We start from the raw sequence: 24,265 nt of genomic DNA, 5'->3' as shown, positions 1-24,265 counted from the left end.
CGACTGAATGTCATATCGATTACATCGGAGCGATTCATGTTGCAGTGGCAGGCGCGGACAAATCCCCTCGCGTGGTGGTGGGGGTCCCTGACGCTGGTCAGTGCTGCCAACATTCTCGTCTGGTTCATGCTGTACCGCGAGTTCTACCCGACGCCCGCCGGCAGCATCAGTGGCGGCTCCGACATCGGACTGATGTTCCTGCTCTGCGCCGGCTACGTCTTCGGCTGCGCCTTCCGTTCGTTCCTGCCGCGCGCCGACGTGCAGCGCATCTGTCTGTTCGACACCTGGCTCTCCAGCGTCTTCGTCGGTCGCACGGTCGCGACCGTGGCCGAACTGTGCTTCGCCGCGCAATGGGCGGTCATCCTGCATCAGCTCGGGACCATGACGGGCGCCGAGACGGTCGTGAACGTCGCGTGGGTGATCGTGCCCATCATCATCGTCGCGGAGTGCTTCTCCTGGTATGCGGTGGTGACGACCAACTTCCTCTTCAACGCGATCGAGAACTCGCTGTGGGCGGTGACATTCTTCCTCGCGGGCATCGCGCTGTGCCGGCTGATGCCGGAATTCCAGGGACCGGTGCGTTGGGCGCTGATTGCCGGCATCGTCGGCATCGCCTGCTTCCTGGCCTTCCTCGTCACCGTCGACGTGCCGATGTATCTCAGCCGCTGGCGGGCAGGGCATGAAGAGGGCAACAGATTGCTCGGCTTCCTCGAAGGCCTGCATGACGTCTCGACCCGGTGGGTCGTGACCCACGACATCGCGCACTGGAAGGGCGAGCTGACCTGGATGTTCCTGTATTTCACCGCCGCCGTGTGGTCGAGCCTGGCGCTCTGTGCGCTCTACGCGATGGAAGGCTATCTCACGCGCTATCTGGCTTGACAGATTATTTGCCGACCAGGCCGCACTTGCTGCGTTCAAGCGGGCGGAAGGCCTGGTCGGGCGGGATGGTCGCGACCAGCTTGACGAAATCCCAGGGCCCTTTGGATTCCTCAGGCGTCTTGACCTGCACCAGATACAGATCATGCACCATGCGCTGGTCCTCGCGGATGCGGCCGTTGGGCGTGTAAGCGTCGGAGACGGGCGTCGCCTTCATCTTGGCCATTACAGCCGTGCTGTCGTCTGAGTCGGTATCCTTCATCGCCTGGAGATAGTGGCGCACGGCGGAATAGACGCCCGCCTGGATTTGCGACGGCATCGCTTTGCGGCGGGCGAAGAACGCATCGGAGAATTTCCGGGCCGTCGGCGAGACGTCCTCGAAGAACGAGGTGACGATGAGATCGCCGCGCGTCGCCTTCAACCCGACGGCCTCGATATCGACATTCTGGAATGACATCGGCACGATCTTGATGCCCTGGTCGGCAAGGCCGAATTCTTCCGCCTGCTTGATTGCGGTGGCGTTGTCGCCGGCAACGTTGATTGCCAGGATTTTTGCACCCGAGGACTGCGCCTGAAGCAGGAACGAGCTGTAGTCGGGCGTGCCGAGCTGCGCCTTGACGCTGCCGGCGACCTTGCCGCCGAGCTCGGTGATGCGGGCGCGCGCGGTTGTCTCGATCGAATGGCCGAAAGCGTAGTCGCCGGTGATGAAGAACCACGGCTCCTTGCTGGTCTGCATGATGCCGGAGACCACCGCGGTCGCGGTCGAATAGGCATCCTGGGTCCACTGCACGCTGCCCGCGGCACAGGCTTCATCGGTGAGCTGGTTGGCGCCTGCGCCCGAGATGAGGAAGATCTTTCCGTTGCCGCGCACCAATTCCTGCACCGCGAGCGCGGCACCGGAACTGCCGCCGTCCGCGATCGCCTGCACGCCGTCGCTGAACCATTTGCGGGCGAGCGAGGCCGCAAGGTCCGGCTTGTTCTGGTGGTCGGCCTGCAGGATCTCGATCGGCTTGCCGTTGATCTTACCGCCGAACTCTTCCGCCGCCATGCGCGCCGCCTCGACCGAGCCCGGGCCCATCGCGGTCGCAAAGATGCCGTTCATATCTGTGAGGACGCCGATGCGGACGGCCTCGCCCTTGATCTCGGCACGCGCGGGAGTACCTGCGAGCGCCAGCGTGATCAACAGAGTGGCGGCGGATGTCGTGCGGAGGATGGCCATGGCGTTTCCTGATGTTGTTATGTTTGATTGATTGGCGTCGGCAGTCAGGCCGGCTCGGCGACGACCTTATTGCGCAGGATGCCGATGCCGGAGATTTCGACCTCGACAGTGTCGCCGGGGCGCATCCACAGGGGCGGCTTGCGCTTGGCGCCGACGCCGCCGGGCGTGCCTGTCACGATGACGTCACCGGGGACGAGCGGGCAGATCGTCGAGATGTAGGCGATCAGTTCGGGGATTGCGGTGATCAGGAGATCGGTGGTGGTGTCTTGCACGACGGTCCCGTTCAGCCGTGTCTGCAAGTTGAGCTTTGACGGATCGGGGATCTCGTCCGCCGTCACCAGCCACGGGCCAAAGCTGCCGCTCTCGGCAAAGGTCTTGCCGGAGAGGAATTGGCTGGTGTGGCGCTGCCAGTCGCGAATGCTGCCTTCGTTGTAGCAAGAATAGCCGGCGATGTGGTCGCGTGCGCGGCTCGCGGAGATGTGGCGGCCTGCCTTGCCGATGACGAGCGCAAGCTCGCCTTCATAATCGAAATCGTCACTCACCTTTGGCTTCACAATCGGCTGGAGATGGCCGACCTGGCTGCAGGGGAAGCGCACGAACAGCGCAGGCTTCTCGGTGACGGTGCGCCCCGTTTCGGCGACGTGGTCGCGATAGTTGAGGCCGACGCAGATGATCTTGCCGGGATCGGGGATGACCGGGGCAAAGGTGATCTCGTCGAGTGCATGATCTGGCGCAGCGGATGCCGCGTGCTTTGCCGCCTCGGCAACGCGCCCAGCTTCGAGCAACTGCCGCAACGTGGTGCAGCCCGCGATGCGTGTGCCGAGATCGACGACCCCATTGTCCGTGACAGCCCCGAAAGAGGCATGGCCGTCGGTGATGAAAGAGAGCAGCTTCATGAGATATCCTTGGGAGAAGTCGGTTCAGGCCGCGGACGGCACGTGGGTTGGAGGTGTGACGGCGGCAATCAGCCGGTCGAGGTCGGTGTCGTTGCCGGCGCTGCCGCGGACGTAGCGATCGGGGCGAACGAGCGCGGCGATGATGCCGTGCTCGCGCAGCCATGACCCGACGCCTTCGGCATCGTCGCTGGTCAGGATTTCGGTTCCAGATTGCGAAAGAGCAAGACGCGATGAGATCGTCGCGGCGCTCTCGACGAGGAGCACGTGGCTGTAGCCAACCCGGTCGTCGCCGCGGCGGCCGTCCTTCAATTCGAATTGCGGCGCAAGATGTCCGGCGAGCGGGAGATCGCCAAGCGCGAGGCCGGGGCCGAGCAGGGGCTTTTTGACCTCGAGCCTGACCGGCGCATTCGCGCGCGCCTCGCCGGCCGCAAGGCCCGCTTCGATCGCCTTGGTGTTGATGACGCCGCCGAGGCGGATCGCGAGCTCAATGAACTCGCGCACGTGCGGCTGGCGCTCGCTCTGATAGGTGTCGAGCAGGCTTGGATCCGCCAGTCCGCGCAGGACTGCAGCGAGCTTCCAGGCAAGGTTGGCGGCATCTCGGATGCCGGCGCACATGCCCTGGCCGAGGAAGGGCGGGGTCTGGTGTGCGGAGTCGCCGGCGAGCAGCAGACGACCGCTCCGCCATTGCTGCGCGATGATGGAATGAAAGGTGTAGACCGCGGCGCGCTCGAGTTCGGCATCCTCGGGCGTGATCCAGCGCGACAGCAGCTCCCAGACCTTCGCTGGCTGCGCGACCACCTGGGAGTCTTCGTCGGGCAGAACTGTGATCTCCCAGCGTCGCCGCGTGCCGGTGCCGCGGACATAGGTCGCCGGACGGCGTGGATCGCAATGCTGGATACTGTAGTCGCCGAGATCGTCGCGGTTGCGCTTGAGCAGCACGTCGATCACCAGCCAGCGCTCGTGGAAGCCGAGATCGTCCATGCCGGAGCCGATGAAGCGGCGCACCAGAGAGCGAGCACCGTCGCAACCGATGACGTAGCCGGCACGGACTTCGCTCAGCCTCCCGTTGGAAAGGTCCTCGTAACGGACGCGTACGCCGATCTCGTCCTGATCCAGCGCGAACACGTCGCAGCGGTTGCGCAAGGCGATGTGTGGCCAGCGCGCGAGGCCAGCGATCAGCGCGTCCTCCAGGTCAGGCTGATGGAAGCGATAGCTGAGATTCCATCCCATCGGCGTCAATGTCTGCGGCCGCGACCAATCCAGCAGCATCCGGCCGTCGGCGTCGAGAAAGAGCATGCCGGGGCTGAGGATGACATGCGGCAGGATCGCGTCGGCGAGGCCGAGGGTTTGGAACACCCGCATGCATTCGTCGTCGAAATGGACCGCCCGCGGCAGATGATAGGTCCGCGCCTCGCGCTCCAGCACCAGCGTCCGCACGCCGCACAGGCCAAGCAGGTTGGCCAGCGTGGCTCCGACCGGGCCGCGGCCGACGATCACGACGTCAAACTCTTCAGGGGCGGATTTATCTTGCATGGGGACTATCTCTTCCCCAAGGGATGCAGTCGTATCAACGCCGCCGCGCCAAGTGTCCGCCCAGCGGACGGCTCGCCTAGATCTCGACGGGAATGGCCGACGCCGTCTCCTGGAGCTGCGCCGCAAACTGCACCACCGCCTCTTCGATTCCGAGGGCCGAGCGGATCCAGATGATGGAGATGCAGCCAAATACCGCGCCGTTCCGCACGATGGGTACGGCGATCGAGGCAGTCTTGGGATTGTATTCGCCCTCGCTGCGGATCGCGTATCCGCGCGCCTGCGTCTCGGCGATCATTCGGCCGAGGCGGCCTTCGTCGAGGAAGGGGCGGTCGTCGGCCTCGTCGATCCGGCGCAGATGATTGACAATCAGGTCGCGTTCGCGCGCGGGGCTAGCGGCGAGATAGGCCCGCCCCGCGGAGGTGCGCAGCATCGGCAGGCGCTTGCCGATCATGCCGCGGTCGATCGAGAGCGGGCTGCGCGAATGCGTGGTCTCCTGCACCACCATCGCGGCGTTTTCGTAGGTCGAGAGATCGACCGGCCAGACCAGGCCCTTGCTCAGCTCGGCGAGGAAAGGTGCTGCCGCCTGGCAGATCACGACGCCGGGATCGTAGCCATCGCCAAGACTGAGCGCCCGCCGGGTCACACGAAAGCGGTCGTCGCTGGCGCTGCGCGCGACATAGCCGAGCTCTTCCAAGGTCTCGAGCAGGCGGTAGACGGTCGGGCGAGGCAGGTCGAGCGCGCGGGCCACGTCACCGGCGCGAATGCCGCCGGAGCGATTGACTTCGTGCAGCACGTCCAGCCCACGCTTGAAGGCGCGGACGCCTTCAGGCTGCCGCGGCTGACCGTTCGTCCGCTCCTTGGACACTTCGCATTTCCTCCCTTGTGGCCTGCGGCCTCGCGATTATCGTCTTTGCGAACGCGAAGCGATTGCGGATGCCACCGTAGGATCGCGCGCGGCCGGTATCAAGTTCACCGCAGTGCGGCGGACGCGATGCCCTCGGGAGGAATTCGATGGAAATCACCGCGCTCGGCTATATCGGGATCAATTCATCCCAGCTCGACCAGTGGGGCCGGATGGCGACCGGGCTGCTCGGCATGCAGCAGGTGGATCGCGGCGGCAAGATGCGCGCTTTCCGCATGGACGACCACAAGCAGCGCCTGGTGGTCGACGGCAGCAGTGATGCCGGGCTCGCGGTGATGGGATGGGAGGTTCCCTCGACCGCGGACCTCGACCGTCTCGCCGGCCGTCTGGAAAGCCACGGCGTAAAGGTGACCCGCGGCTCCCGCGCGCTGGCCGACGAGCGGCATGTGGCCGAGCTGATCGTATTCAGCGATCCCGCCGGCAACCGGCTCGAAGCCTTCTACAAACCGGAGCTGGCGACCGAGCCGTTCAAGCCCGGACGGCCAATCTCGGGCTTCCGCACCGGCGCGCTCGGCATGGGGCATGTCGTGCTCAACGTCGAGGAAGTCGAACCGTTGGTGCCGTTCTATCGCGACGTGCTCGGCTTTCAAGTTTCCGATTTCGGCCTCAAGCCCTACGGGCTCTATTTCTTCCACGTCAACGGCCGTCACCACTCCTTTGCAATGGTTGGCTCAGGGCGGAAAGCGCTGCACCATTTCATGGTCGAACTTGGCAGCCTCGATGATGTCGGGCAGGGCTACGATCTCGCGCAGATGGACGACGGCCGCGTCGCCTACACGCTAGGACGGCATACCAACGACCACATGACGTCGTTCTACGTGAACACGCCATCCGGCTTCTTCATCGAATATGGCTGGGGCGGTCGTGTGATCGATCCCGAGACCTGGAAGCCACACGAGACCTTTGACGGCCCGTCGCTATGGGGCCACGAGCGGCTCTACATGCCCGAGGAGCAGCGGAAGCGCCTTCGCGACATGAGACTGGATGCAGCGTCGCGCGGCGTTCGTGTGGCCGACCCCCGCGTGCCGCCACTGAATTGCGCGTGGCTGGATTCGGTGGTCGCGCGGGAGTAATCCGGGGCGGATACGATCAGGCCTCGCCGAGATCGACCTCCGTCAAGATGCCCTGGCGCAGTGCCAGCCTGACCAGCTCGATGTCGGATCCGACGCCGAGCTTGTCCTTGATCAGGGAATGCAGGTTCGCCACCGTCTTCGGGCTGACATGGAGCGTCTCGGCGATCTCCTCTGTCGTGTTCTCGGCGAGCAGGAGCCGCAGCACTTCGAATTCGCGCGGCGTGAGGACGTCGGCGGCAGAGCTTTCTCCGGCGAGCCGGCTCAGCGCGAGCTCATGGTCGATGTCGGGGCTGATCGCGATCTTGCCGGCGAGCACGTCCATCACGGCGCGCACCAATGTCTCCGGGGGACTGGTCTTGGTGACATAGCCTCTGGCGCCGGCGCGGATCGCCTGCACGGCAAAGCCGGCGTTCTCGTGCATGGTGAAGACGAGGATCCTCGCGCCCTTGTCCCACTGCCTGATCCGCCTGACCGCCTCGATGCCGCCGATGCCGGGCATGCTCAGGTCCATAATGACGAGATCGGGCGCCTCCGATTTGTAGAGACGGTAGGCCTCCGCGCCGTCGGCGGCTTCGGCGATGACGCGAAGTCCCGGCTGCTTCTGGAGCACGGAGCGATAGCCCTCGCGGACGACGGAATGGTCGTCGACCAGCAGGATGGTGGCGTCGGCCGCGCTCATGCGGCGTGCTCCAGCGGCGGCCGATCGGCGGCTGCGAGCGGAATGACCACGCGCAGTGCGGAGCCGCCGTTCGGCGCGGCCTCGAAGGTCATTTGGCCGCGCAAGGCGGCGACGCGCTCGCGCATGCCAAGCAGGCCCATTCCGGATTTCGCGACGGGATCGCTCGCGCGACCGTCGTCGTCGATCGCAAGCGCGATCTCGCTGGCCCCCATCGTCAATTCCAGGCTGACCCGCGTGGCGACGGCATGCTTGGCGGCGTTAGTGAGCGCCTCCTGCACGATCCGGTAGAGGCTGGCGCTGATCGTGGCCGGCAGGGTCTCGAATGCGCCGTCGAACCGGATCGAGAAGCGCGTCTCGCCGCGGCTGCGCCCGTTCCAGCCTGCGACGAGGCCTTCGAGGCTGGCGACGAGCCCGAGCTCCTCGACATCGGGCGGCCGCAGCCGGAACAATGTGCCGCGCAACGTCTCCATCATGCCGGTTGCGGTCCGCGCGATGCCGTCGCATTCGCCAAGCAGGGAGGGACAGTCCTGCGCGGCGGTCTGGCGGGCGGAGGAGGCGAGCGCGCGGATGGCGGCGAGCGACTGGCCGAACTCGTCATGCAGCTCGCGCGCGAGATGGCGACGCTCCTCGTCCTGCAGCGCGATCAGCTTCCGCGTCAGCTCGCTGCGTTCGGCAAGCGCGGTCTCGAGGCTTTCGGCGAGATGGTTGAAGCCGTCGCGGATCGCGGAGAGCTCGGCAAGATCGAACGGCGGCAGCCGCGTGGTGAGATCGTTGGCGGCAATCCGCTCGAGGCCGGTGCGGATCATGCGGGTGGGGCGCAGCGCGCGCGCCAGTGCGGCGTAGACCAGCCCGCAGAGTAGCGGCAGCGCGATCGCGAGCGCGAGCATCAGGCGGCCGGCCTCGTGCCAAGCCTCCGCGGTCTGCACGCCCGGCTCGACCGAGACCACGGCCTCCCCGAGCTTCGTCCCGCGCACGATCACGGGCCGTGCCGCTTCTCGGCCGGGGTCGAACAAGCCGCGATAGAACGCCGTGAAGGCTTGCGGCGGCGGGTTCGCCGGGACAGGCGCGCCGCTACAGAAGCGCTGGAGGACGTCGCCGCTCGTGCCGCGGAACGCCAGGCACAGACCGGGCGTCATCACATAAGCCGAAACGGGGTCGAGGTTGGGAAAGTCCGAGCGCGGGCTCGCGACCCACTGGATCTTGCCCTGCTGCAGCTCCAGCGTCTTGGCCACGATGGCGGCGATATCGTCGAGGCGCGCATGCGCCTCGCGGTCGGACGTAATCAGGAAATAGGCGGAGATCGCCGCGAAGCAGGCGGCCGATATCGCGGCCACGCGCAACGTCAGACGGACTTTGAGATCGAATCTCGGTCGGTTCCACATCGGCGGGCACCTTGGTGCGAACGGATTTGTCGCGCTCGCATTAAACGGCAGAACGCATCCGGCGCAAAGCCGCCAGGCGCCAGTGCGGTGCACCGTCGTGAAATTTTCCCGGCCATCGCCGGGACCGGCGCTGCTGCATGGCCTGATTGCGCCGTCCAGATTGGCGCGCCGCTCCGTCACACGAGGCACATTTATGCACCTGCGCCGGTTGATCCTCTCAGTCTGTCTCCTTGTCGTCCTTCCGGCGGCTTATGCGTCGGCCGGTGCCGAAACGGCCATCGGCGTCGCCATGGACGACTTCAGTTATACCGATACGTCGGCTGAACCCGCCAACCAGACCGCCGCCCATGAGCGACGACTGTCGGCCTTCATGGCCGCGCTCAGGCGGGACATTGGAGGCGACCGGCGCTACCGGCTCGTACCGTCGGCCCAGGACGGCGCGGCGTTCAAGGTGATCGGCGGCATCCAGAAGACGAGCACCTTGGTGCAATGGGCCAAGGTCGCCGTGATCGACGTCGGCGCCAAAAAGGTCGTGATGGACAAGCTCTACACCTTCCGCGGCGACAATGATGAATCGTGGGAGCGCGCCGAGATCTTCGTGTCGCGCGAGATCGTAGCCGCGCTCGGCACGCCTGCTCCGATCGCACTGGCGGTGTTCGAATTCGAGCTCGACGACAACACCGCGGCGCCGGCCGCCGGCCTCGCGGCCGCGGACGCATCCTATCTGGCCGAAGTGACTGGCAGCGTCCGCGACGCCCTCGGCCGATCCGGCCGCTACCGTCTCGTCGATGTCGGCAGCGCCAACGAGGCGGCGGTGAAGGCGCGCGCTTTACGCGACTGCGGCGGCTGCGAGGCGGCGATTGCGCAAGAGCTGGGTGCGGATCAGTCGCTGATCGGGGTGGTGCGGCGGGTCAGCCGCACCGAGTACACGCTCGGCTTTCAGGTGCGCGATGCCAGGACCGGCGCGGTGCTGGCACGCGGCGACAGCGGCCTGCGCCTGGGCGCGGACTATTCGTGGAAACGGGGCGCCGTGCGGCTGGTCAGCGAAAAGCTGGTCGAAAGCCAGTAGCTCAGAACGTCAACTGCACCTTCATCGATTGCGAGCGGTCGCTGGCGAGCTCGAACGCGGCGACCGCGTTCTCGAACGGCAGGGTCGCCGTGATCAGCGGCTTGACGTCGATCAGGCCTTCGCCCATCAGCCGCACCGCCAGCTCGAACTCGGGATCGAAGCGGAAGGTGCCGCGCAGCTGCAATTCCTTGGCGACGATGGCGTTGATCGGCAGCGTCATCTCGCGGCCGAGGCCGACCTGCACCAGCGTGGCGCCGGGCCTGAGCACGTCGAGCGCGGTTCGGAGTGCTGCCTGGTTGCCCGAGGCTTCGAACAGCGTGTCGAACACACCTTTGCCGGTGCGCCACGGATCGAGCGCCGTGGCATCGGCGGCGACATTGATGGCGTGAGTGGCGCCGAGTTGCCTTGCGACGGCAAGCGGCGCCTCCGCGACATCGGTGACCACGATCTCGGCCGCGCCGCCGAAGCGTGAGACCAAAATCATCAGCGCGCCGATCGGGCCGCAGCCGGTGATCAGCACGCGCTTGCCGAGCAGGGCCCCGGCCTGCTTGCCGGCGTGCAGGCACACCGCGAGCGGCTCGGCGACCGCGGCTTCCGCCAGCGACAGCTTGTCGGTGATCGGAACGGCCTGCGCGGCATCGACCGTGATGAATTCGCGAAAGCCGCCCTGCACATGGGGAAAGCGCATCGCGCTGCCGAGGAACCGCATGTCGAGGCACTGGTTGCGCATGCCTTCCTGGCAATGCAGACACTGGCCGCACGGCTTGCTCGGATTGACCGCGACGCGGGTGCCCGGCTTCACATTCGTGACGCCGTCACCGACGGCTGCGACCACGCCGGCGATCTCGTGCCCCAGCGCCATCGGTTGCTGGATCCGAACGACGCCGAAGCCGCCGTGATGATAGTAGTGCAGATCGGAGCCGCAGATGCCGCCATTCGCGATCTTGACGCGGACTTCACCCGGACCGGGCGCTGCATCCGGATAGCTATCGATCCGCAGATCTTTTGGTGCGTGAATGACGACGGCGCGCATGCTTGGCTCCCTCAGGGTTCGCGGCTCACATCGCGGCGATCATGCCGCCATCGACATAGATGATCTGGCCGTTGACATAGGTCGAGGCATCCGACGCCAGGAAGATCGCAGCGCCCACCAGCTCGTCCGGTCGGCCCCAGCGCTTGGAGGGGACGCGGCCCATCAGCCAGTTGTTGAAGTCGGTGTTGTTGACCAGCGCCTCGTTCATGTCGGTCAGCATGTAGCCGGGGCCGATCGCGTTGGCCTGGATGCCGTGCTGGGCCCATTCCACCGCCATCGAGCGGGTCAGGTTCTTGATGCCGCCCTTGGCGGCGGTGTAGGGCGCAATTGTGGGACGCGCGAGCTCGCTGCCGAGTGAGCCGATGTTGATGATCTTGCCGTGCTTGCGCGGGATCATGCGCTTGGCCGCCTCGCGGCCGATCACGAAGGCGCTGGTGAGGTTGGTCTCGATCACCTTGCGCCACTCCTCGGTGGTGAACTCCACCAGCGGCTTGCGGTGCTGGATGCCGGCATTGTTGACGAGGATGTCGACCGCGATGCCCTTGTTGTCGAAGTGGTTGAAGGCGGCGACGATTGCAGGCTCGTCGGTAACGTTGAACGCGGCGCCCTCGGCCTGGTGGCCGGCGGCGCGAAACTCGGCGACGGCCTGCTCGACACGCTTGGGATCGACGCCGTTGATGATCAGCTTGGCGCCAGCCTTGGCCATGCCCTCGGCAATGGCGCGGCCGAGGCCGCGGGAGGAGCCGGTCACGAGCGCGGTGCGGCCGGAAAGGTCGAAGAGGGCGGTGCTCATCTCAAAAATATCCTTAAGAGTTGGAACGGCGCACGGTCAGATCGGAGCGGTCGAATACGGCGGGCAGAAGGTCGACGCCGAGGCCGGGGCCCTCCATCGGATAGACAAAACCGTCCTTGATCGTGGGCATGGTGGTCACGAGCTCATTGTACCAGCCCTTGTAGAAGGCGCGCACCGATTCCTGGATCAGCGTGTTGGGCTGGCTGAACGACATGTGGATGGCGGCGATGAAGCCGATCGGGCCGATGCAGTCGTGCGGTGCGAAGGGCCGGTGATAGGTCTCGGCCATCGCCGCGATCTTGCGGCCCTCGGTGAGGCCGCCGGTCCAGCACAGGTCCGCCATCACTACATGCATGGCGTCGCGGTCGAGCATGTCCTTGTAGGGGAATCGCGAGCCCAGCGTCTCGCTGGCGCAGACCCAGACGTCGGTGCAGCGGGCGTATTCGGCCAGCGCCTGCGGCGAGTTCATCCGGATCGGGTCTTCGTACCAGGTCGGCTTGTAGGGCTCGAGCGCGCGCGCGATCTGTTTTGCGGTCGGCAGGTTCCAGAGCGAATGAAGCTCGACCATGATCTCCATCTTGTCGCCGACGGCTTTGCGGATTTTTTCAAACGGCTCGATCGCGTGCTTCATCTGGGCGGCGGTGATGTACAGGCCCTTGTTCTCCTGCGCCGCCGGATCGAACGGCCAGATCTTCATCGCCGAGATGCCGCTCTCCAGCAGACTTTCGGCAAGCGCATCGGCGTGGTGCATGAAGCCATCGAGATCCTCATAGGGACCCTTGGCAGCGCCAAGATTCCAGTTCGCGACCGGGCTGATATTGGTCGAGCGGACATATTGGGTGCCGGCGCAGGTGTTGTAGATGCGCTGCTTGTCGCGGCAGAGGCCGCCGAGCATCTGGTGCACCGGCTGATTGCAGACCTTGCCGAACAGGTCCCATAGCGCGATGTCGATTGCCGAAGCCGCGCGATATTCGACGCCGGTGGAGGACTGCGCCATCGGCAGATTCAGCATGTCGCGGTGGATCGCCTCGATGTGCAGCGGATTGCGGCCGAGCAGGCGGCCGGCAAAGGTATCGTGGATCTGCGCCTCGACGGCGCCGGCGCCGTAGAAGGTTTCGCCAAGACCAATCATGCCCGTGTCGGTGTGGACGCGCACCCAGATGACGTTGGAGAATTCTTCGGTGCGCAGCGTCTCGATCGACGTGATCTTCACGGCAATACTCCTCCCATCGCAGGCGCGCGCAGCGCCGTCTTGTTGTCATTCCGCACCGCAACATGGTGCGGGCGCATGCCGAGTCTTACGCTCGCTTGTAATATATCACAACATGTTTTAGGGATATCACCAACAAGGCGCCGCCCTGCAACGACGGCGCGGGCTGAGGGGAGAGACGACATGGCAACACGCAAGCGCGCGCTCGAAGTGGTGAGGAACGACGACGCCGAGGGCAAGCCCTCCCGGCGCAACCGTCTCAACTTTTTCGAGCTCGCCTATCAGAGGATCGAAGAGCTGCTCGTCCATTGCGAGCTCAAGCCCGGCCAGTTCATGACGATGCTGGAATTGCAGCACATTACCGGCTTCGGCCGCACGCCGGTTCATCACGCCGTCAATCGTCTCTCCGCCGATACATTGATCATCATCCGTCCGCGCCACGGTCTGCGCATTGCGCCGATCGATCTGGCACGCGAGCGCATGCTGCTGGCCTTGCGCCGCGACATGGAGCGCTTCGTGATCCGGCTCGCGGCCGATCGCGCCAGTCTCTCGCACCGCAATCAGGCGCTGCATATTGAGCGCCTTCTGCGCGAGCGCCGCGCCAATCTGACCCTCGACGAGTTCAATCATATCGACCGCCGCATCGACGCGCTGGTGCTGGAGGCGGCAGGCGAACCGTTTCTGGTGCACACGCTGCGGCCGTTGCACACGCTGTACCGGCGTATCGGCTACATCCACCACCGTTTCATGCCGGGACAGGCCGAGCTGTCAGGAACAATCGATCATCATCTGGCTATTCTTAATGCGGTTGCCAATCGTCGTGTCGAGGACGCGGTGAAGGCGAGCGATGCACTGATCGACTACATGGGCGAGATGTTCACCGGCATGGAGGTCGGGATCGACCCGCGCCTGCTCGATTGCAGCATCGAGCCGCTACTTGGCACGTAAGAGAGTTTAAGAGAGGACCAAAGATGTCGACGATGGCGATGCCACAACCGACCGCGAGCGAAGCCGCGGTCCGCTACCTCATCACGAACTACAGTCCCAAGGGCAACAAGGTCGGCTGGCTGATGATGGCCTCGATCCTGGTCGAAGCCTGGGATCTCTATTCGATCGCCTTCGTGCTGATCTTCATCAAGGAGCAGTTCAATCCCGATCCGCTGATGCTGGGCCTGGCCGCGGCCGGTACGCAAGGTGGCGCCATGATCGGCGCACTGCTCGGCGGCTGGCTTTCCGACAAGATCGGCCGTCGCGTCATGTTTCTGGTGACGATGGTGCTGTTCATCGTGCTGGCACTGGCGCAGGCCTTCGTGCCCAGCGTCGGCTGGCTCGTCGTGATCCGCTTCCTGCTCGGCATACCGCTCGGTTCGGACATCTCGACCGGCTACACCTACATCATGGAATCCATGGCCAAGGGCGAGCGCGAGGTCATGGGCAACCGCTGGCAGTTCATGTTCGCGGTCGGTGAGGTCCTCACCATCGGCGTCATCGTGATCTTCCTGCTGATCGACATGCAGCACGAGATGCTGTGGCGGGTGACGCTCGGCCTCGGCGCGCTGCCGGCGCTGATCATCCTGGTGATGCGCCACGACGTGCCTGAGACGGCGGTGTGGCTGGTGCAGAAGGGACGCTACCGCGAGGCCAAGCAGGTCGCGCGCGAGATGTTCAACGACGATCTCGCCATGCTGCCGGACCATGACGTCGAAGTGCCGAAGGTCTCCACCCGCGCGTTCCTCGCCGACCTCAAGAAGGATCCGATCCGCTGGCGCGCCACGATCTACGGCTGGATCGCCTGCTTCGCGCAGGCCAGCGAGTTCTCGACCTTCGCGTTCTACCTGCCGGTGCTCTTTGTGATGGTCGGCGTGTCGAGCGTGCTCGGCATAAATCTGGTGACGATGGCGCTGTTCTCCTTCGCCGCCTTGTCGGGCTGGGTCGGTCCGCTGCTGACGCCGAAGATCGGCCATCGCGGCATCTCGATCGCGGGCTTCTCGATCGTGCTGGCCTCGCTGCTGGTCGCGGCCTTCGCTCTCTACACCGACAACAAGATCCTGCTGCCGTTCGCGGCTGCCGCGATGCTGTGGGGCCATTATTGGGATGCGTCGAACTGCATGACGATCCCGACCATGGTCGCCAAGCCGAAATATCGCGGCACCGCCAGCGGCTTCGCCTACATGTTCGTGAAGCTGCCGTCGTTCCTCGCGATCTTCCTGTTCCCGACGGTGTTCGCTGCGATCGGGCAGGCGAACGCCACGCTGATGGTCGCGATCTTCCCGCTGATCGGATTGCTTGCCGCAATCTTCATCCTGCCGGAAGTCTACGGCTACGAGAACGATTGACGATGCGTGACCCGGTCGCGGCCGCGACGGCCGCGATCGGGCTTTGTCCTGCTACGGGCTCAGGAAGACGGGATCGATCCCGATCCCATGGCTGAGCAGGCCGATGGCCTGAAGCTGGGCGGAGTGCAGGTCGATTTCCACGATGGCGAACAGAGTCAGCAGCGCCACGACCGAGAAGACGAGCAGGGGATGGGACGTCTCGCCCCGGCCGCCAGCGGGCGCGATGTAGCTCTGGATTTCGCGACGCAGGGAAAAGCTCTGCGGTAGCGCCTTCGATTGAATCTGCATGATGAACCTTCCTTGTCGCGGCATGTCTCAATCACGCGACAAGAGAACTGTAGCCGCGGTCAGACCGTCGGCATTGATGCACCGCAAACAACTGAACGTAATCGGCCGCGCTAACGGATCGCGGCCGCAAGCGCTGCGATCAAGGCGGGCGGCGTCACCAGCAGTCCGAGCTTCAGGAACGGCCAGGCGCCGACTTCGATCTTCTCCCGCCGCAACGCCACCAGCCACAGGATCGTGGCGAGCGAACCGGTCACCGACAGGTTGGGCCCGAGATCGACGCCGATCAGGATGGCGCTCACGACCGGCGCGGGCAAATGATCGCTGGCGGCGACCGAGCCAGCAACGAGGCCGATGGGAAGATTGTTGGCGATGTTGTCGGCGATCGCGGTGGCGATGCCGACGCTCCAGGCCGCCTTCGTCACGGATTGCCCGACGGCTTCATGCAGCAGCGCGCTGAGCCGTCCGATCACGCCGGTCTTGATCAGCGCTTCCACCATCACGAACAGCCCGCCGACCAGCGGCAGCACGCTCCAGGAGACGCCGCGCAGCACGGGGAGCGGCGATTGCCGGCTGAGCAGCAGCACGATTGCCGCTGTCACCACGCCGCAGACGAAGGTCGGCAGGCCCAATTGCTTGTCCAGCGCGGAGGCCGTGACCAGCACGATTCCGATCGCCACGATGCCGATGGCGGTCAGCTTGCCACCGCGGCCGAGCTTCGGATGCGGCACGCTGCGCGCGATGGTTTCTTCCTTCAGGGCGCGGTGCTGGGTCAGGCGCAGCACGACATAGGTCAGCAGGATCGAGGCCGCCGAGGGCAGGGCGAACAGGCGCAGCCATTCGGTGAGCTCAGGCATGTGCGCCCCGAACACGACCAGATTGGCCGGGTTGGAGATCGGCAGCACGAAGCTTGCGGCATTGGCGATGAAGGCGCAGACGAAGAGATAAGGCAGCGGCTTGGCGCCGGCTGCGCGCGTCGCGGCATAGACGGCGGGCGTCAGCACGATCGCGGTGGCGTCGTTCGAGAGCAGGACGGTGACGAGCGTGCCGACGATGTAGATCAGCAGGAACAGCCGCTGCGGCGAGCCGCCTGCATATTCCACGGCGAGCGCTGCGAGGTAGTCGAACAGGCCTTCGAGCCGCGCCAGCTCGGCGATCAGCATCATGCCGATCAGGAAGAGATAGACATCGACACCCTTCCCGATGCCTGTCAACGCATCCCGCCACGGCAGCAAGCCGAACAGCACGAGCGCACTGGCGCCGATGGCGGCCCAAATCGCCTCCGGCAGGCGAAAGGGCCGGATGATGACGCCTGCGGTCGCAGCGACGATGATGCTCCAGGCCAGGATGGCGTCAGACGGCACGTTCGGTCCTCGAAGTGGGAAGGCTCATTCGGCAGCGATAGCGGAAGCCGCCGGCGCTGTCTTCCCCTGCGGGCCGCGGACCGCCACCTGTGATTTGCCGCGTCTCGGCCTGAGCTTCAGTCCTCAATTTTGTTCAAAAGTATGTTAGGTTGGAACGGCACGCGCCGTCATTGCGAGGAGCGCAGCGACGAAGCAATCCAGACTGTTCCTGCGGGAAGATTCTGGATTGCTTCGCTGCGCTCGCAATGACGGAGTTTTTGTCAGCTTCGTGCAATCACAACACTCACCGCGTGATCGACGGCTTTGCCGTGATCGCCTTGCGCAAGATGCGCGAGAGCAATTCCACCGAATACGGCTTCTGGATCAGTTCGAAACCGCGATCGGCGTTCTCGGCGAGGACGTTGCTGTAACCAGAGGTGAGCACGACGGGCAGGCCCGGATAGCGTTCGCGGATGATGCCGGCGAGCTCGACGCCGTTCATGCCGGGCATGATGACGTCGGAGAAGACGAGGTCGACGGCGAACTCGTTCTCGCCGAGGATGGCGAGCGCCGCATTGGCGTTGGCGACGCGGCGGACGACATAGCCGAGGTCTTCCAGCAGCTCAGTGGAGAAGCGGCCGACCTCGTCGTCGTCTTCCACCACGAGCACGCGATAGCCGCGCCCGGTGGCGGCGGCCTCATAGGTCAGCGCCGCGGCTTCCTGATCCGTCGCGGGGCTATGCGCCCGCGGCAGATAAATGGTGAAAGTCGCGCCTTCACCATGCGTGCTCGTCACGGCGATGTCGCCCTCGGACTGCTTTGCGAAGCCGAAGGCCTGGCTCAGCCCGAGGCCGGTACCCTTGCCGACCTCCTTGGTGGTGAAGAACGGCTCGAAGATGGCCTCGATGTTGTCGGGCGCGATACCGCTGCCGGTGTCGGCGACCGAGATCGCGACATAGTCGCCGCCGCGCGCCGACTGCGCCCGCAGGTTAGGGATGCCCTGAACTTTCCGGACGGCTATCGTGAGGCGGCCTTCGCCGTCCATGGCGTCGCGGGCGTTGACGGCGAGGTTGATCAGCGCGGTCTCGAATTGCGCGACATCGGCGATCGTGAAGCAGTCGCCATCGTGAACCTCCACCGCGATTTCGATGCGGCCACCGACCAGCGGCCGGACCAGCTGCGCGACGCCTTCGACCTGGCTGCCGACGTTGAAGATCTGCGGTTTCAGCGGCTGCCGGCGTGCAAACGCCAGCAGCTGGGCGGTCAGCTTGGAGGCCCGCTCGACGGTGTCGGAGATGGCATCGACATAGCGGCGGCGGCGCTCCTCCGGCAGCTCGCGGCGGCGCAGGAAATCGGTTGCCGAGCGGATGATGGTGAGCAGATTGTTGAAATCGTGCGCGACGCCGCCGGTGAGCTGGCCGATCGCCTCCATCTTCTGCGATTGCCGCAGCGCTTCCTCGCCGCGGCGGCGCTCGGTGATGTCCACCGCCTCGGGTACCGCGCCGGTGATGTTGCCGTGGCGGTCGAGCACCGGGCGCATGCCGAACTCGAAATCGCGCTCGCCGATGGGAAGGCGCAGCCGCATCTCCAGCCGCACGGCTTCGCCCTTGAGCACGGTGTCGAAGGCCTCGCGCACCCGCGCGCTCATGCCGTCTGTCGTGCTGAACCAGGGCGTCTGCCATAACGGCTTTCCGATCACGTCCGCAGGGCTCGCCTTGATGGCGTCGAGCACGGTCGTGTTGGCGTAAAGCAGCTCGCCCCTGAGATTGACGAGGCCCTGGTACTGGTTGCTGGTCTCCAGGATCGCGCGCAGCCGCGCCTCGTTGGATTCGAGCTCGGCAGTGCGCTCGACGATACGTTCTTCCAGCGTCTCGTTGAGCTGCCGGAGCTCGATCTCGGCCTGCTTGGCCACCGTGATGTCATGGGCAACGCCGATGAAGCCGATATGCCTGCCGGTCGGGTCCCAGCGCGGCTGCGATTCCGAACGCAGCCAGCGCCATTCGCCGGCGGCGTTCTTGTAGCGGGCTTCCAGCACGAACGGTTTGAGCGATGCTTCACCCTGGACGGACTGCTGCAGCACATGCGGCAGATCGTCCGGATGCAGCACCTTGCGCCAGTCGAAGGAGATGGCCTGGTCGTAGGGCAGGCCGACGAAATCGACATAGGCTTGATTGGCGAAGGATCGTGTGCGGTCCAGTTTGGTGACCCAGATCGGCACCGGCGCGCTGTCGGCGATCAGCCGGAAGCGCTCCTCGCTCTCGCGCAGGGTCTCGCGCACCAGCATCTGGTCGGTGACGTCGATATGGGCGCCGACGAGGCGGACGGCGCGGCCGCCACCGTCGCGCTCGATCTTGGCCACGACGCGGATCCAGCGGGTCTCGCCGTCGCTGGGGCGGATGATGCGGTATTCGGCGGTGTAGTCCTCGCTGGTGCCGGACAGCGAATCGATGAAGTGCTTCACCGTTGCGTCGCGGTCGTCGGGATGAATGCGATTGATCCAGTCCTCGTGCGACTCGTCGGCCGCTTCCGGCGGCAGGCCGTGGAGCATCAGATATTCAGGCGAACGGCGGTTCTTGAAGCCTTCGCGGAAGTCGACTTCGAGACCGCCGACCTTGCCGATGCGCTGGATGCGCGCAAGCTCGGCTTCGCGTTCCTGGAGCGCGCGATAGGCGCTGTCGCGCTCGCGCGCGACATCTTCCAGGTGCTGGCGCAGCCTTTCGGCGGCGATGGTCTCGGGCGAAGGATCGTTCAAGGCGATGGCCGTTGTGATGCGGGAGCGCACGTGGCCGACCGATATTCACACAGACGACGCGTGATGGCCATTGCTCAAAAGAAATATGGAAAGAAAGGCGCCGCCGAATGCAGCGTGCTGGGTATGAACGAACGCCGGGTCTGGCTATTTGTTCCGAACCTTGGAACGATGAGCCCTCCGCGCGCGTATCTCCGAGCGGCCGCAACCTTCATTACCAAACACTCGCTTTCCGAAGAGGCTAAATCTTGAAGCTTTTTGTCTGCCAGGCCTGCGGCAACGTCCTCTATTTCGAGAACCGCGCCTGCGAACGCTGCGGCCATCGCGTCGCGTTCCTGCCGGAGAAGGAGACGATGTCGGCGATCGAGCCCGACGGCGAGGCTCAAGGTGGGGCTTGGCGGACGCTGGCCACCAAGGGCGAAAGTCGCATGCTGTGCAGCAATGCCGAGCACGATGCGTGCAACTGGCTGACGGATGCAGGTGATACCACAGGCTATTGCCGCGCCTGCCGCCATAACGGCGTCGTGCCGGACCTGTCGGATCAGGCGCAACTCGCCGGCTGGCGCGAGCTGGAGATGGCGAAGCACCGGCTGTTCTATTCCCTGATCCGCTGGAAGCTGCCGCTCCAGACCCGGCAGGACAATCCCGAACATGGCCTAATCTTCAATTTCCTCGCCGACGATCCGCAGAGCGGGCAGAAGGTCCTGACCGGTCACGACAACGGCCTGATCACGATCGCGCTGACCGAGGCCGACGACATCGAGCGCGAGCGGCGCAGGCTGGAGATGGGCGAGCCCTACCGGACGCTGCTCGGGCATTTCCGCCACGAGGTCGGGCACTATTTCTGGGACGTGCTGGTACGCGACGGCGGCAAGCTGGACGAATGCCGCGCCGTGTTCGGCGACGATTCCGCCGATTATGGCCAGGCCTTGCAGCGCCACTATGCCGAAGGCGCCCCGCCGGACTGGCAGCAGAATTATGTTTCGGCCTACGCGACCACGCACCCCTGGGAAGATTTCGCCGAGACCTGGGCGCACTATCTCCACATCGTCGACACCCTGGAGATGGCTAGCGAGTTCGGCATGGAGGTGCGGCCCAAGGTCGACCGCGACGGGGAGTTGACGACGCGCATCCGCTTCAACCCCTACGAGGCGAGAGACGTCGAGGCGATCGTCAACGCATGGCTGCCCTTCACCTTCGCCATGAACAGCGTCAACCGCGCCATGGGCATGCGCGACCTCTATCCATTCATCCTCTCGCCGGTCGTCGTCGACAAGCTCCGCTTCATTCACGGCCTGGTCCGGGACGTGGGCAAGGCCGGGAAGCCGTAGGCCGTCCGGGGCTTGCCAGGCCCGTTTCGGTCTTGCTTCGGTCTTGCGCTGGTACGCCAGAGCGGCCGGATTTTGACCGTTGCCTCCGGCCTATTTTGATGTACCACGGGAGCCACACGGCCCGTCCTATAGGCTCCAACGGCCAGGGAAGGGTCCCGCCCAAGGTCGAGACTCAAGAAAAGCATGTTCAAACGCATTCTGATCGCTAATCGCGGCGAAATCGCCTGCCGGGTCATCAAGACCGCTCGCCGCATGGGAGTTCAAACGGTCGCGGTCTATTCCGAGGCCGACCGCGACGCGCTCCATATCGAGATGGCCGACGAGGCCGTGCTGATCGGCCCGCCGGCTGCGGCCGAGAGCTATCTGGTGATCGAGAAGATCGTGGAGGCCTGCCGCAAGACCGGCGCCGAAGCCGTGCATCCCGGTTACGGCTTCCTGTCCGAGCGCGAGGCGTTCCCGCGCGCGCTGGAGGCGGCGGGCATCGTCTTCATCGGCCCCAACCCAGGCGCGATCGCGGCGATGGGCGACAAGATTGAATCCAAGAGGGCTGCGGCGAAGGCAAAAGTCTCGACCGTGCCCGGCTATCTCGGCGTCATCGAGGACGCCACGCACGCGGTCAAGATCGCCGACGAGATCGGCTATCCCGTGATGATCAAGGCCTCCGCCGGCGGCGGCGGCAAGGGCATGCGCATCGCGCATTCGACCTCCGAGGTCGCAGAGGGATTCAACCTCGCCAAGGCCGAGGCCAAGGCCTCGTTCGGCGACGACCGCGTCTTCATCGAGAAGTTCATCGTCGACCCCCGCCACATCGAGATCCAGCTGCTGGGCGACAAGCACGGCAACGTGATCTATCTCGGCGAGCGCGAATGCTCGATCCAGCGCCGCAACCAGAAGGTCATCGAGGAAGCGCCGTCGCCGCTGCTCGACGAAGCCACCCGCCGCAAGATGGGCGAGCAGGCCGTCGCACTCGCCAAGGCCGTGAATTACGACTCCGCCGGCACCGTTGAATTCGTCGCGGGGCAGGACAAGAGCTTCTACTTCCTGGAGATGAACACGCGCCTCCAGGTCGAGCATCCCGTCACCGAGCTCGTCACCGGCGTCGACCTCGTCGAGCAGATGCTCCGCGTCGCCGCCGGCGAGAAGCTCGCGATCACGCAGAAGGACGTCACGCTGACGGGCTGGGCCGTGGAATCGCGTCTCTATGCCGAGGACCCGTTCCGCAACTTCCTGCCCTCGATCGGTCGCCTGGTGAAATACCGTCCGCCGGCGGAAGCGAGCCAGGATGGCATCACGGTGCGCAACGACACCGGCGTGCAGGAGGGCGGCGAGATCTCGATCCATTACGACCCGATGATCGCCAAGCTCGTCACCCACGCGCCGTCGCGCGCGGCCGCGATCGAGGCGCAGGCCACCGCACTGGACTCGTTCTACGTGGACGGTATCCGCCACAACATTCCGTTCCTGTCGGCGCTGATGCATCATCCGCGCTGGCGTGAAGGCCGGCTCTCCACGGGCTTCATCGCGGAGGAATTCCCCAAGGGGTTTGCCGTTCGTGTGCCGGAAGGCGAGGTCGCACGGCGGCTTGCCGCGGTCGGCGCCGCCATCGATCACGTGCTCGGCGAGCGCAAGCGGCAGATCTCGGGTCAGATGGGCGGCCGCATCGTGCAGCGCGAGCGTCGCCGTGCGGTTTGGCTCGACCGTCAGGAGATCCTGCTGGAGATCGCGCGCGAGGGCGAGGCGGTCGCGGTGCGTTTCCTCGATGCCGACGGCAAGGCCGGCACTGCGCACCTGTTGCAATCGCCGTGGAAGCCGGGCGATCCGGTCTGGCAGGGCACCATCGACGGGCACATCGTGGCGGTTCAGGTGCGCCCGATCGCGAACGGCATTCGCCTCGCGCATCAGGGTGTCGAGGTGCCGGTCTATGTCTGGACCGAAGCGGAAGCAGCCTCGGCGCGGCTGATGCCGGTGACCACGGCTGCCGACACCGGCAAGAAGCTGCTTTGTCCAATGCCCGGCCTCGTAGTCTCGATCGCGGTGACCGAAGGGCAGGAGGTCAAGGCGGGCGAGACGCTCGCGGTGGTCGAAGCCATGAAGATGCAGAACGTGCTGCGCGCCGAGCAGGACGGCACCGTAAAGAAGATCCACGCCACCGCCGGCGCGACGCTCGCGGTGGATGCGCTGATTTTGGAGTTTGCGTAAGGGGCCTCAATGTCGTCCTGGCGAAAGCCAGGACCCATTACCCCAGGGAGTAGTTGTTGACGGCGATGGTGGCCGTCATTCTCTGTCGCCACCTCCAATTGTGGTAATGGTCCTGGCTTTCGCCAGGACGACGGCGGGACGCAATTCGAACTAACCGAGACATCACCATGGCCTTTCGTTCCCGCCGCGAAAAACTGCGATCGATCCTGTCGGGCGGGACTTGCGTCCATCCCGGCTCGGTCTACGACGCCATCTCGATCCGCATCGCCGAGGATCTCGGTTTCCCGCTCGGCATGTTCGGCGGCTCGGTGGCTTCGCTCGCGGTGCTCGGCGACCCCGACATCACGCTGATCACGCTCACCGAGCTTGCCGAGCAGATGCGGCGGATGTCGCGTGCGGCAGCACTTCCGGTGCTGGTCGATGCCGATCACGGCTATGGCAATGCGCTCAACGTGCGCCGCACGGTGCAGGAGCTGGAGACGGCGGGCGCCGCCGGCCTTACCATTGAGGACACGCTGCTGCCGGCTGGCTTCGGCGCAGCGAAGACGCAGCTGATCTCGCTGGAGGAGGGCGTCGGCAAGATGAAGGCGGCACTCGACGGCCGCGGCGACCCCTCGCTCGTCATCATGGGCCGCACCGGTGCGGCCTCGATCACCTCGATCGAGGATGCGATCCGCCGCGCCAGGGCCTATGAGGATGCCGGTGTCGATGCACTGTTCTTCACCGGCATCAAGTCGCGCGCCGAGCTCGAGGCGATCACATCCGCCACGCGCCTGCCGATCGTGCTCGGCGGCGCGCCGGAGGAGTTGAACGTGCTCGATGATCTCGCTGGCTGGCGCGTTCGCATCGCGCTTCAGGGCCATGCGCCGATCGCGGCCGCAACGCAGGCCGTCTACGAGACGCAGAAGGCGCTGCGCGACGGCACTGCGCCGAAGAATCTCAAAGGCCTTCCGTCATCGGACTTGATCAGCCGCGTCACGCGGGAGGCCGACGTCAAGGCGCGCAGCGCCGATGTCCTCGGACTGAAACAATGAGCCGGGCGATCCTCCAGGTGATGATCCGCGGGCGCGTGCAGGGCGTCGGCTATCGGGCCTGGCTCGAGCATCAGGCGACGACGTGCGGTCTCGAGGGCTGGGTCCGCAACCGCCGCGACGGCAGCGTCGAAGCGCTGTTCGCAGGGCCGCCAAAGCACGTCGCCGACATGGTTGCGCTGTGCCGCCACGGGCCGCCGTCCTCGCGCGTCGACAGCGTCACCAGCGAGACGGCCGACGTCGATGAGCTGAACTTGCGCCGGGCAGGCGAGGCGTTTTCGGTGTTGCCGACGGTGTAGCTAAAGA

Annotated in this window: 22 protein-coding genes; 10 read left to right on the top strand and 12 right to left on the bottom strand. The window is 65.3% G+C overall.

Features of this window, described 5'->3' with window-relative positions; genetic code table 11:
• Window positions 1–36: 36 nt before the first annotated feature.
• Window positions 37–879, top strand: a complete 843-nt coding sequence (locus GWG67_RS04975; RefSeq protein ID WP_275168026.1) for a hypothetical protein — start codon at window positions 37–39, stop codon at window positions 877–879.
• Window positions 880–883: 4 nt separating this feature from the next.
• Here the strand turns inward: GWG67_RS04975 and GWG67_RS04970 are convergent, their stop codons facing one another.
• From GWG67_RS04970 to GWG67_RS04955, 4 genes are all read right to left on the bottom strand, one after another.
• Window positions 884–2,095, bottom strand: a complete 1,212-nt coding sequence (locus GWG67_RS04970; protein WP_275168025.1) for an ABC transporter substrate-binding protein — start codon at window positions 2,093–2,095, stop codon at window positions 884–886.
• Window positions 2,096–2,139: 44 nt separating this feature from the next.
• Window positions 2,140–2,991, bottom strand: a complete 852-nt coding sequence (locus tag GWG67_RS04965) for a fumarylacetoacetate hydrolase family protein (protein WP_275168024.1) — start codon at window positions 2,989–2,991, stop codon at window positions 2,140–2,142.
• A 24-nt stretch (window positions 2,992–3,015) separates the two neighbouring features.
• A complete protein-coding gene (locus GWG67_RS04960) occupies window positions 3,016–4,524 on the bottom strand; it encodes a bifunctional 3-(3-hydroxy-phenyl)propionate/3-hydroxycinnamic acid hydroxylase (protein ID WP_275168023.1) in 1,509 nt (502 codons plus the stop codon).
• Window positions 4,525–4,600: 76 nt separating this feature from the next.
• Complete coding sequence (locus tag GWG67_RS04955; RefSeq protein ID WP_275168022.1) at window positions 4,601–5,389, bottom strand: DNA-binding transcriptional regulator; 789 nt, start codon at window positions 5,387–5,389, stop codon at window positions 4,601–4,603.
• Window positions 5,390–5,535: 146 nt separating this feature from the next.
• On the opposite strand from GWG67_RS04955, the gene GWG67_RS04950 reads away from it, so the two are divergent.
• Window positions 5,536–6,519, top strand: a complete 984-nt coding sequence (locus GWG67_RS04950) for a VOC family protein (RefSeq protein ID WP_275168021.1) — start codon at window positions 5,536–5,538, stop codon at window positions 6,517–6,519.
• A gap of 16 nt (window positions 6,520–6,535) precedes the next feature.
• Here the strand turns inward: GWG67_RS04950 and GWG67_RS04945 are convergent, their stop codons facing one another.
• Window positions 6,536–7,198, bottom strand: coding sequence for a response regulator transcription factor (locus GWG67_RS04945; protein ID WP_027518509.1), 663 nt, complete (start codon window positions 7,196–7,198; stop codon window positions 6,536–6,538).
• A complete protein-coding gene (locus tag GWG67_RS04940) occupies window positions 7,195–8,580 on the bottom strand; it encodes a HAMP domain-containing sensor histidine kinase (protein ID WP_275168020.1) in 1,386 nt (461 codons plus the stop codon). Before GWG67_RS04940 ends, GWG67_RS04945 begins: the two co-directional genes overlap by 4 nt.
• A gap of 193 nt (window positions 8,581–8,773) precedes the next feature.
• Here GWG67_RS04940 and GWG67_RS04935 point away from each other — a divergent pair, with 193 nt between their 5' ends.
• On the top strand, window positions 8,774–9,649 hold the full coding sequence (locus GWG67_RS04935; RefSeq protein WP_275168402.1) for a DUF3280 domain-containing protein: 876 nt from the start codon (window positions 8,774–8,776) through the stop codon (window positions 9,647–9,649).
• 1 nt (window position 9,650) lies between these two features.
• Here the strand turns inward: GWG67_RS04935 and GWG67_RS04930 are convergent, their stop codons facing one another.
• Genes GWG67_RS04930 through GWG67_RS04920 form a run of 3 tightly spaced genes read right to left on the bottom strand, consistent with a single transcriptional unit; the run spans window position 9,651 to window position 12,688 of the window.
• Complete coding sequence (locus tag GWG67_RS04930; RefSeq protein WP_275168019.1) at window positions 9,651–10,682, bottom strand: L-idonate 5-dehydrogenase; 1,032 nt, start codon at window positions 10,680–10,682, stop codon at window positions 9,651–9,653.
• Window positions 10,683–10,707: 25 nt separating this feature from the next.
• The gene (locus tag GWG67_RS04925) at window positions 10,708–11,475 is read right to left on the bottom strand and encodes an SDR family oxidoreductase (protein ID WP_275168018.1); all 768 of its coding nucleotides are present in this window, start codon (window positions 11,473–11,475) and stop codon (window positions 10,708–10,710) included.
• Between the two features lie 13 nt (window positions 11,476–11,488).
• On the bottom strand, window positions 11,489–12,688 hold the full coding sequence (locus GWG67_RS04920; RefSeq protein WP_275168017.1) for a mandelate racemase/muconate lactonizing enzyme family protein: 1,200 nt from the start codon (window positions 12,686–12,688) through the stop codon (window positions 11,489–11,491).
• A 180-nt stretch (window positions 12,689–12,868) separates the two neighbouring features.
• Between GWG67_RS04920 and GWG67_RS04915 the strand changes: the two genes are divergently transcribed.
• Together GWG67_RS04915 and GWG67_RS04910 are read left to right on the top strand one after the other, a co-directional pair.
• Window positions 12,869–13,633: a GntR family transcriptional regulator gene (locus GWG67_RS04915; RefSeq protein WP_275168016.1), complete on the top strand. Its 765-nt coding sequence runs from the start codon at window positions 12,869–12,871 to the stop codon at window positions 13,631–13,633.
• 23 nt (window positions 13,634–13,656) lie between these two features.
• Window positions 13,657–15,021 carry an MFS transporter gene (locus GWG67_RS04910; RefSeq protein WP_342761015.1) on the top strand — a complete coding sequence of 455 codons (1,365 nt, stop codon included), beginning with the start codon at window positions 13,657–13,659 and terminating at the stop codon, window positions 15,019–15,021.
• Between the two features lie 51 nt (window positions 15,022–15,072).
• On the opposite strand, the gene GWG67_RS04905 is transcribed toward GWG67_RS04910, so the two are convergent.
• The 3 genes from GWG67_RS04905 to GWG67_RS04895 form a co-directional block, all read right to left on the bottom strand.
• Window positions 15,073–15,309 carry a hypothetical protein gene (locus tag GWG67_RS04905; RefSeq protein WP_275168014.1) on the bottom strand — a complete coding sequence of 79 codons (237 nt, stop codon included), beginning with the start codon at window positions 15,307–15,309 and terminating at the stop codon, window positions 15,073–15,075.
• Between the two features lie 110 nt (window positions 15,310–15,419).
• Window positions 15,420–16,670 carry an arsenic transporter gene (locus GWG67_RS04900; RefSeq protein ID WP_275168013.1) on the bottom strand — a complete coding sequence of 417 codons (1,251 nt, stop codon included), beginning with the start codon at window positions 16,668–16,670 and terminating at the stop codon, window positions 15,420–15,422.
• 283 nt (window positions 16,671–16,953) lie between these two features.
• Entirely contained in the window at window positions 16,954–19,431 is a 2,478-nt protein-coding gene (locus GWG67_RS04895; RefSeq protein WP_275168012.1) for a PAS domain S-box protein, read from the bottom strand.
• On the opposite strand from GWG67_RS04895, the gene GWG67_RS04890 reads away from it, so the two are divergent.
• From GWG67_RS04890 to GWG67_RS04870, 5 genes are all read left to right on the top strand, one after another.
• Complete coding sequence (locus tag GWG67_RS04890; RefSeq protein ID WP_275168011.1) at window positions 19,432–19,650, top strand: hypothetical protein; 219 nt, start codon at window positions 19,432–19,434, stop codon at window positions 19,648–19,650.
• A complete protein-coding gene (locus GWG67_RS04885) occupies window positions 19,647–20,729 on the top strand; it encodes a putative zinc-binding metallopeptidase (RefSeq protein ID WP_275168010.1) in 1,083 nt (360 codons plus the stop codon). Before GWG67_RS04890 ends, GWG67_RS04885 begins: the two co-directional genes overlap by 4 nt.
• Before the next feature lie 183 nt (window positions 20,730–20,912).
• Window positions 20,913–22,928, top strand: a complete 2,016-nt coding sequence (locus GWG67_RS04880; protein WP_275168009.1) for an acetyl/propionyl/methylcrotonyl-CoA carboxylase subunit alpha — start codon at window positions 20,913–20,915, stop codon at window positions 22,926–22,928.
• A gap of 167 nt (window positions 22,929–23,095) precedes the next feature.
• On the top strand, window positions 23,096–23,962 hold the full coding sequence (locus GWG67_RS04875; protein ID WP_275168008.1) for an oxaloacetate decarboxylase: 867 nt from the start codon (window positions 23,096–23,098) through the stop codon (window positions 23,960–23,962).
• Window positions 23,959–24,258, top strand: a complete 300-nt coding sequence (locus GWG67_RS04870; protein WP_027518495.1) for an acylphosphatase — start codon at window positions 23,959–23,961, stop codon at window positions 24,256–24,258. The genes GWG67_RS04875 and GWG67_RS04870 overlap by 4 nt, the downstream gene beginning before the upstream one ends.
• Window positions 24,259–24,265 lie beyond the last annotated feature (7 nt).

The sequence above is a fragment of the Bradyrhizobium sp. CSS354 genome (genome assembly GCF_029051725.1).
Lineage (GTDB): Bacteria > Pseudomonadota > Alphaproteobacteria > Rhizobiales > Xanthobacteraceae > Bradyrhizobium.
Note: the sequence above shows the minus strand (reverse complement) of the source record. Positions and strands in the feature narration are given on the sequence as shown.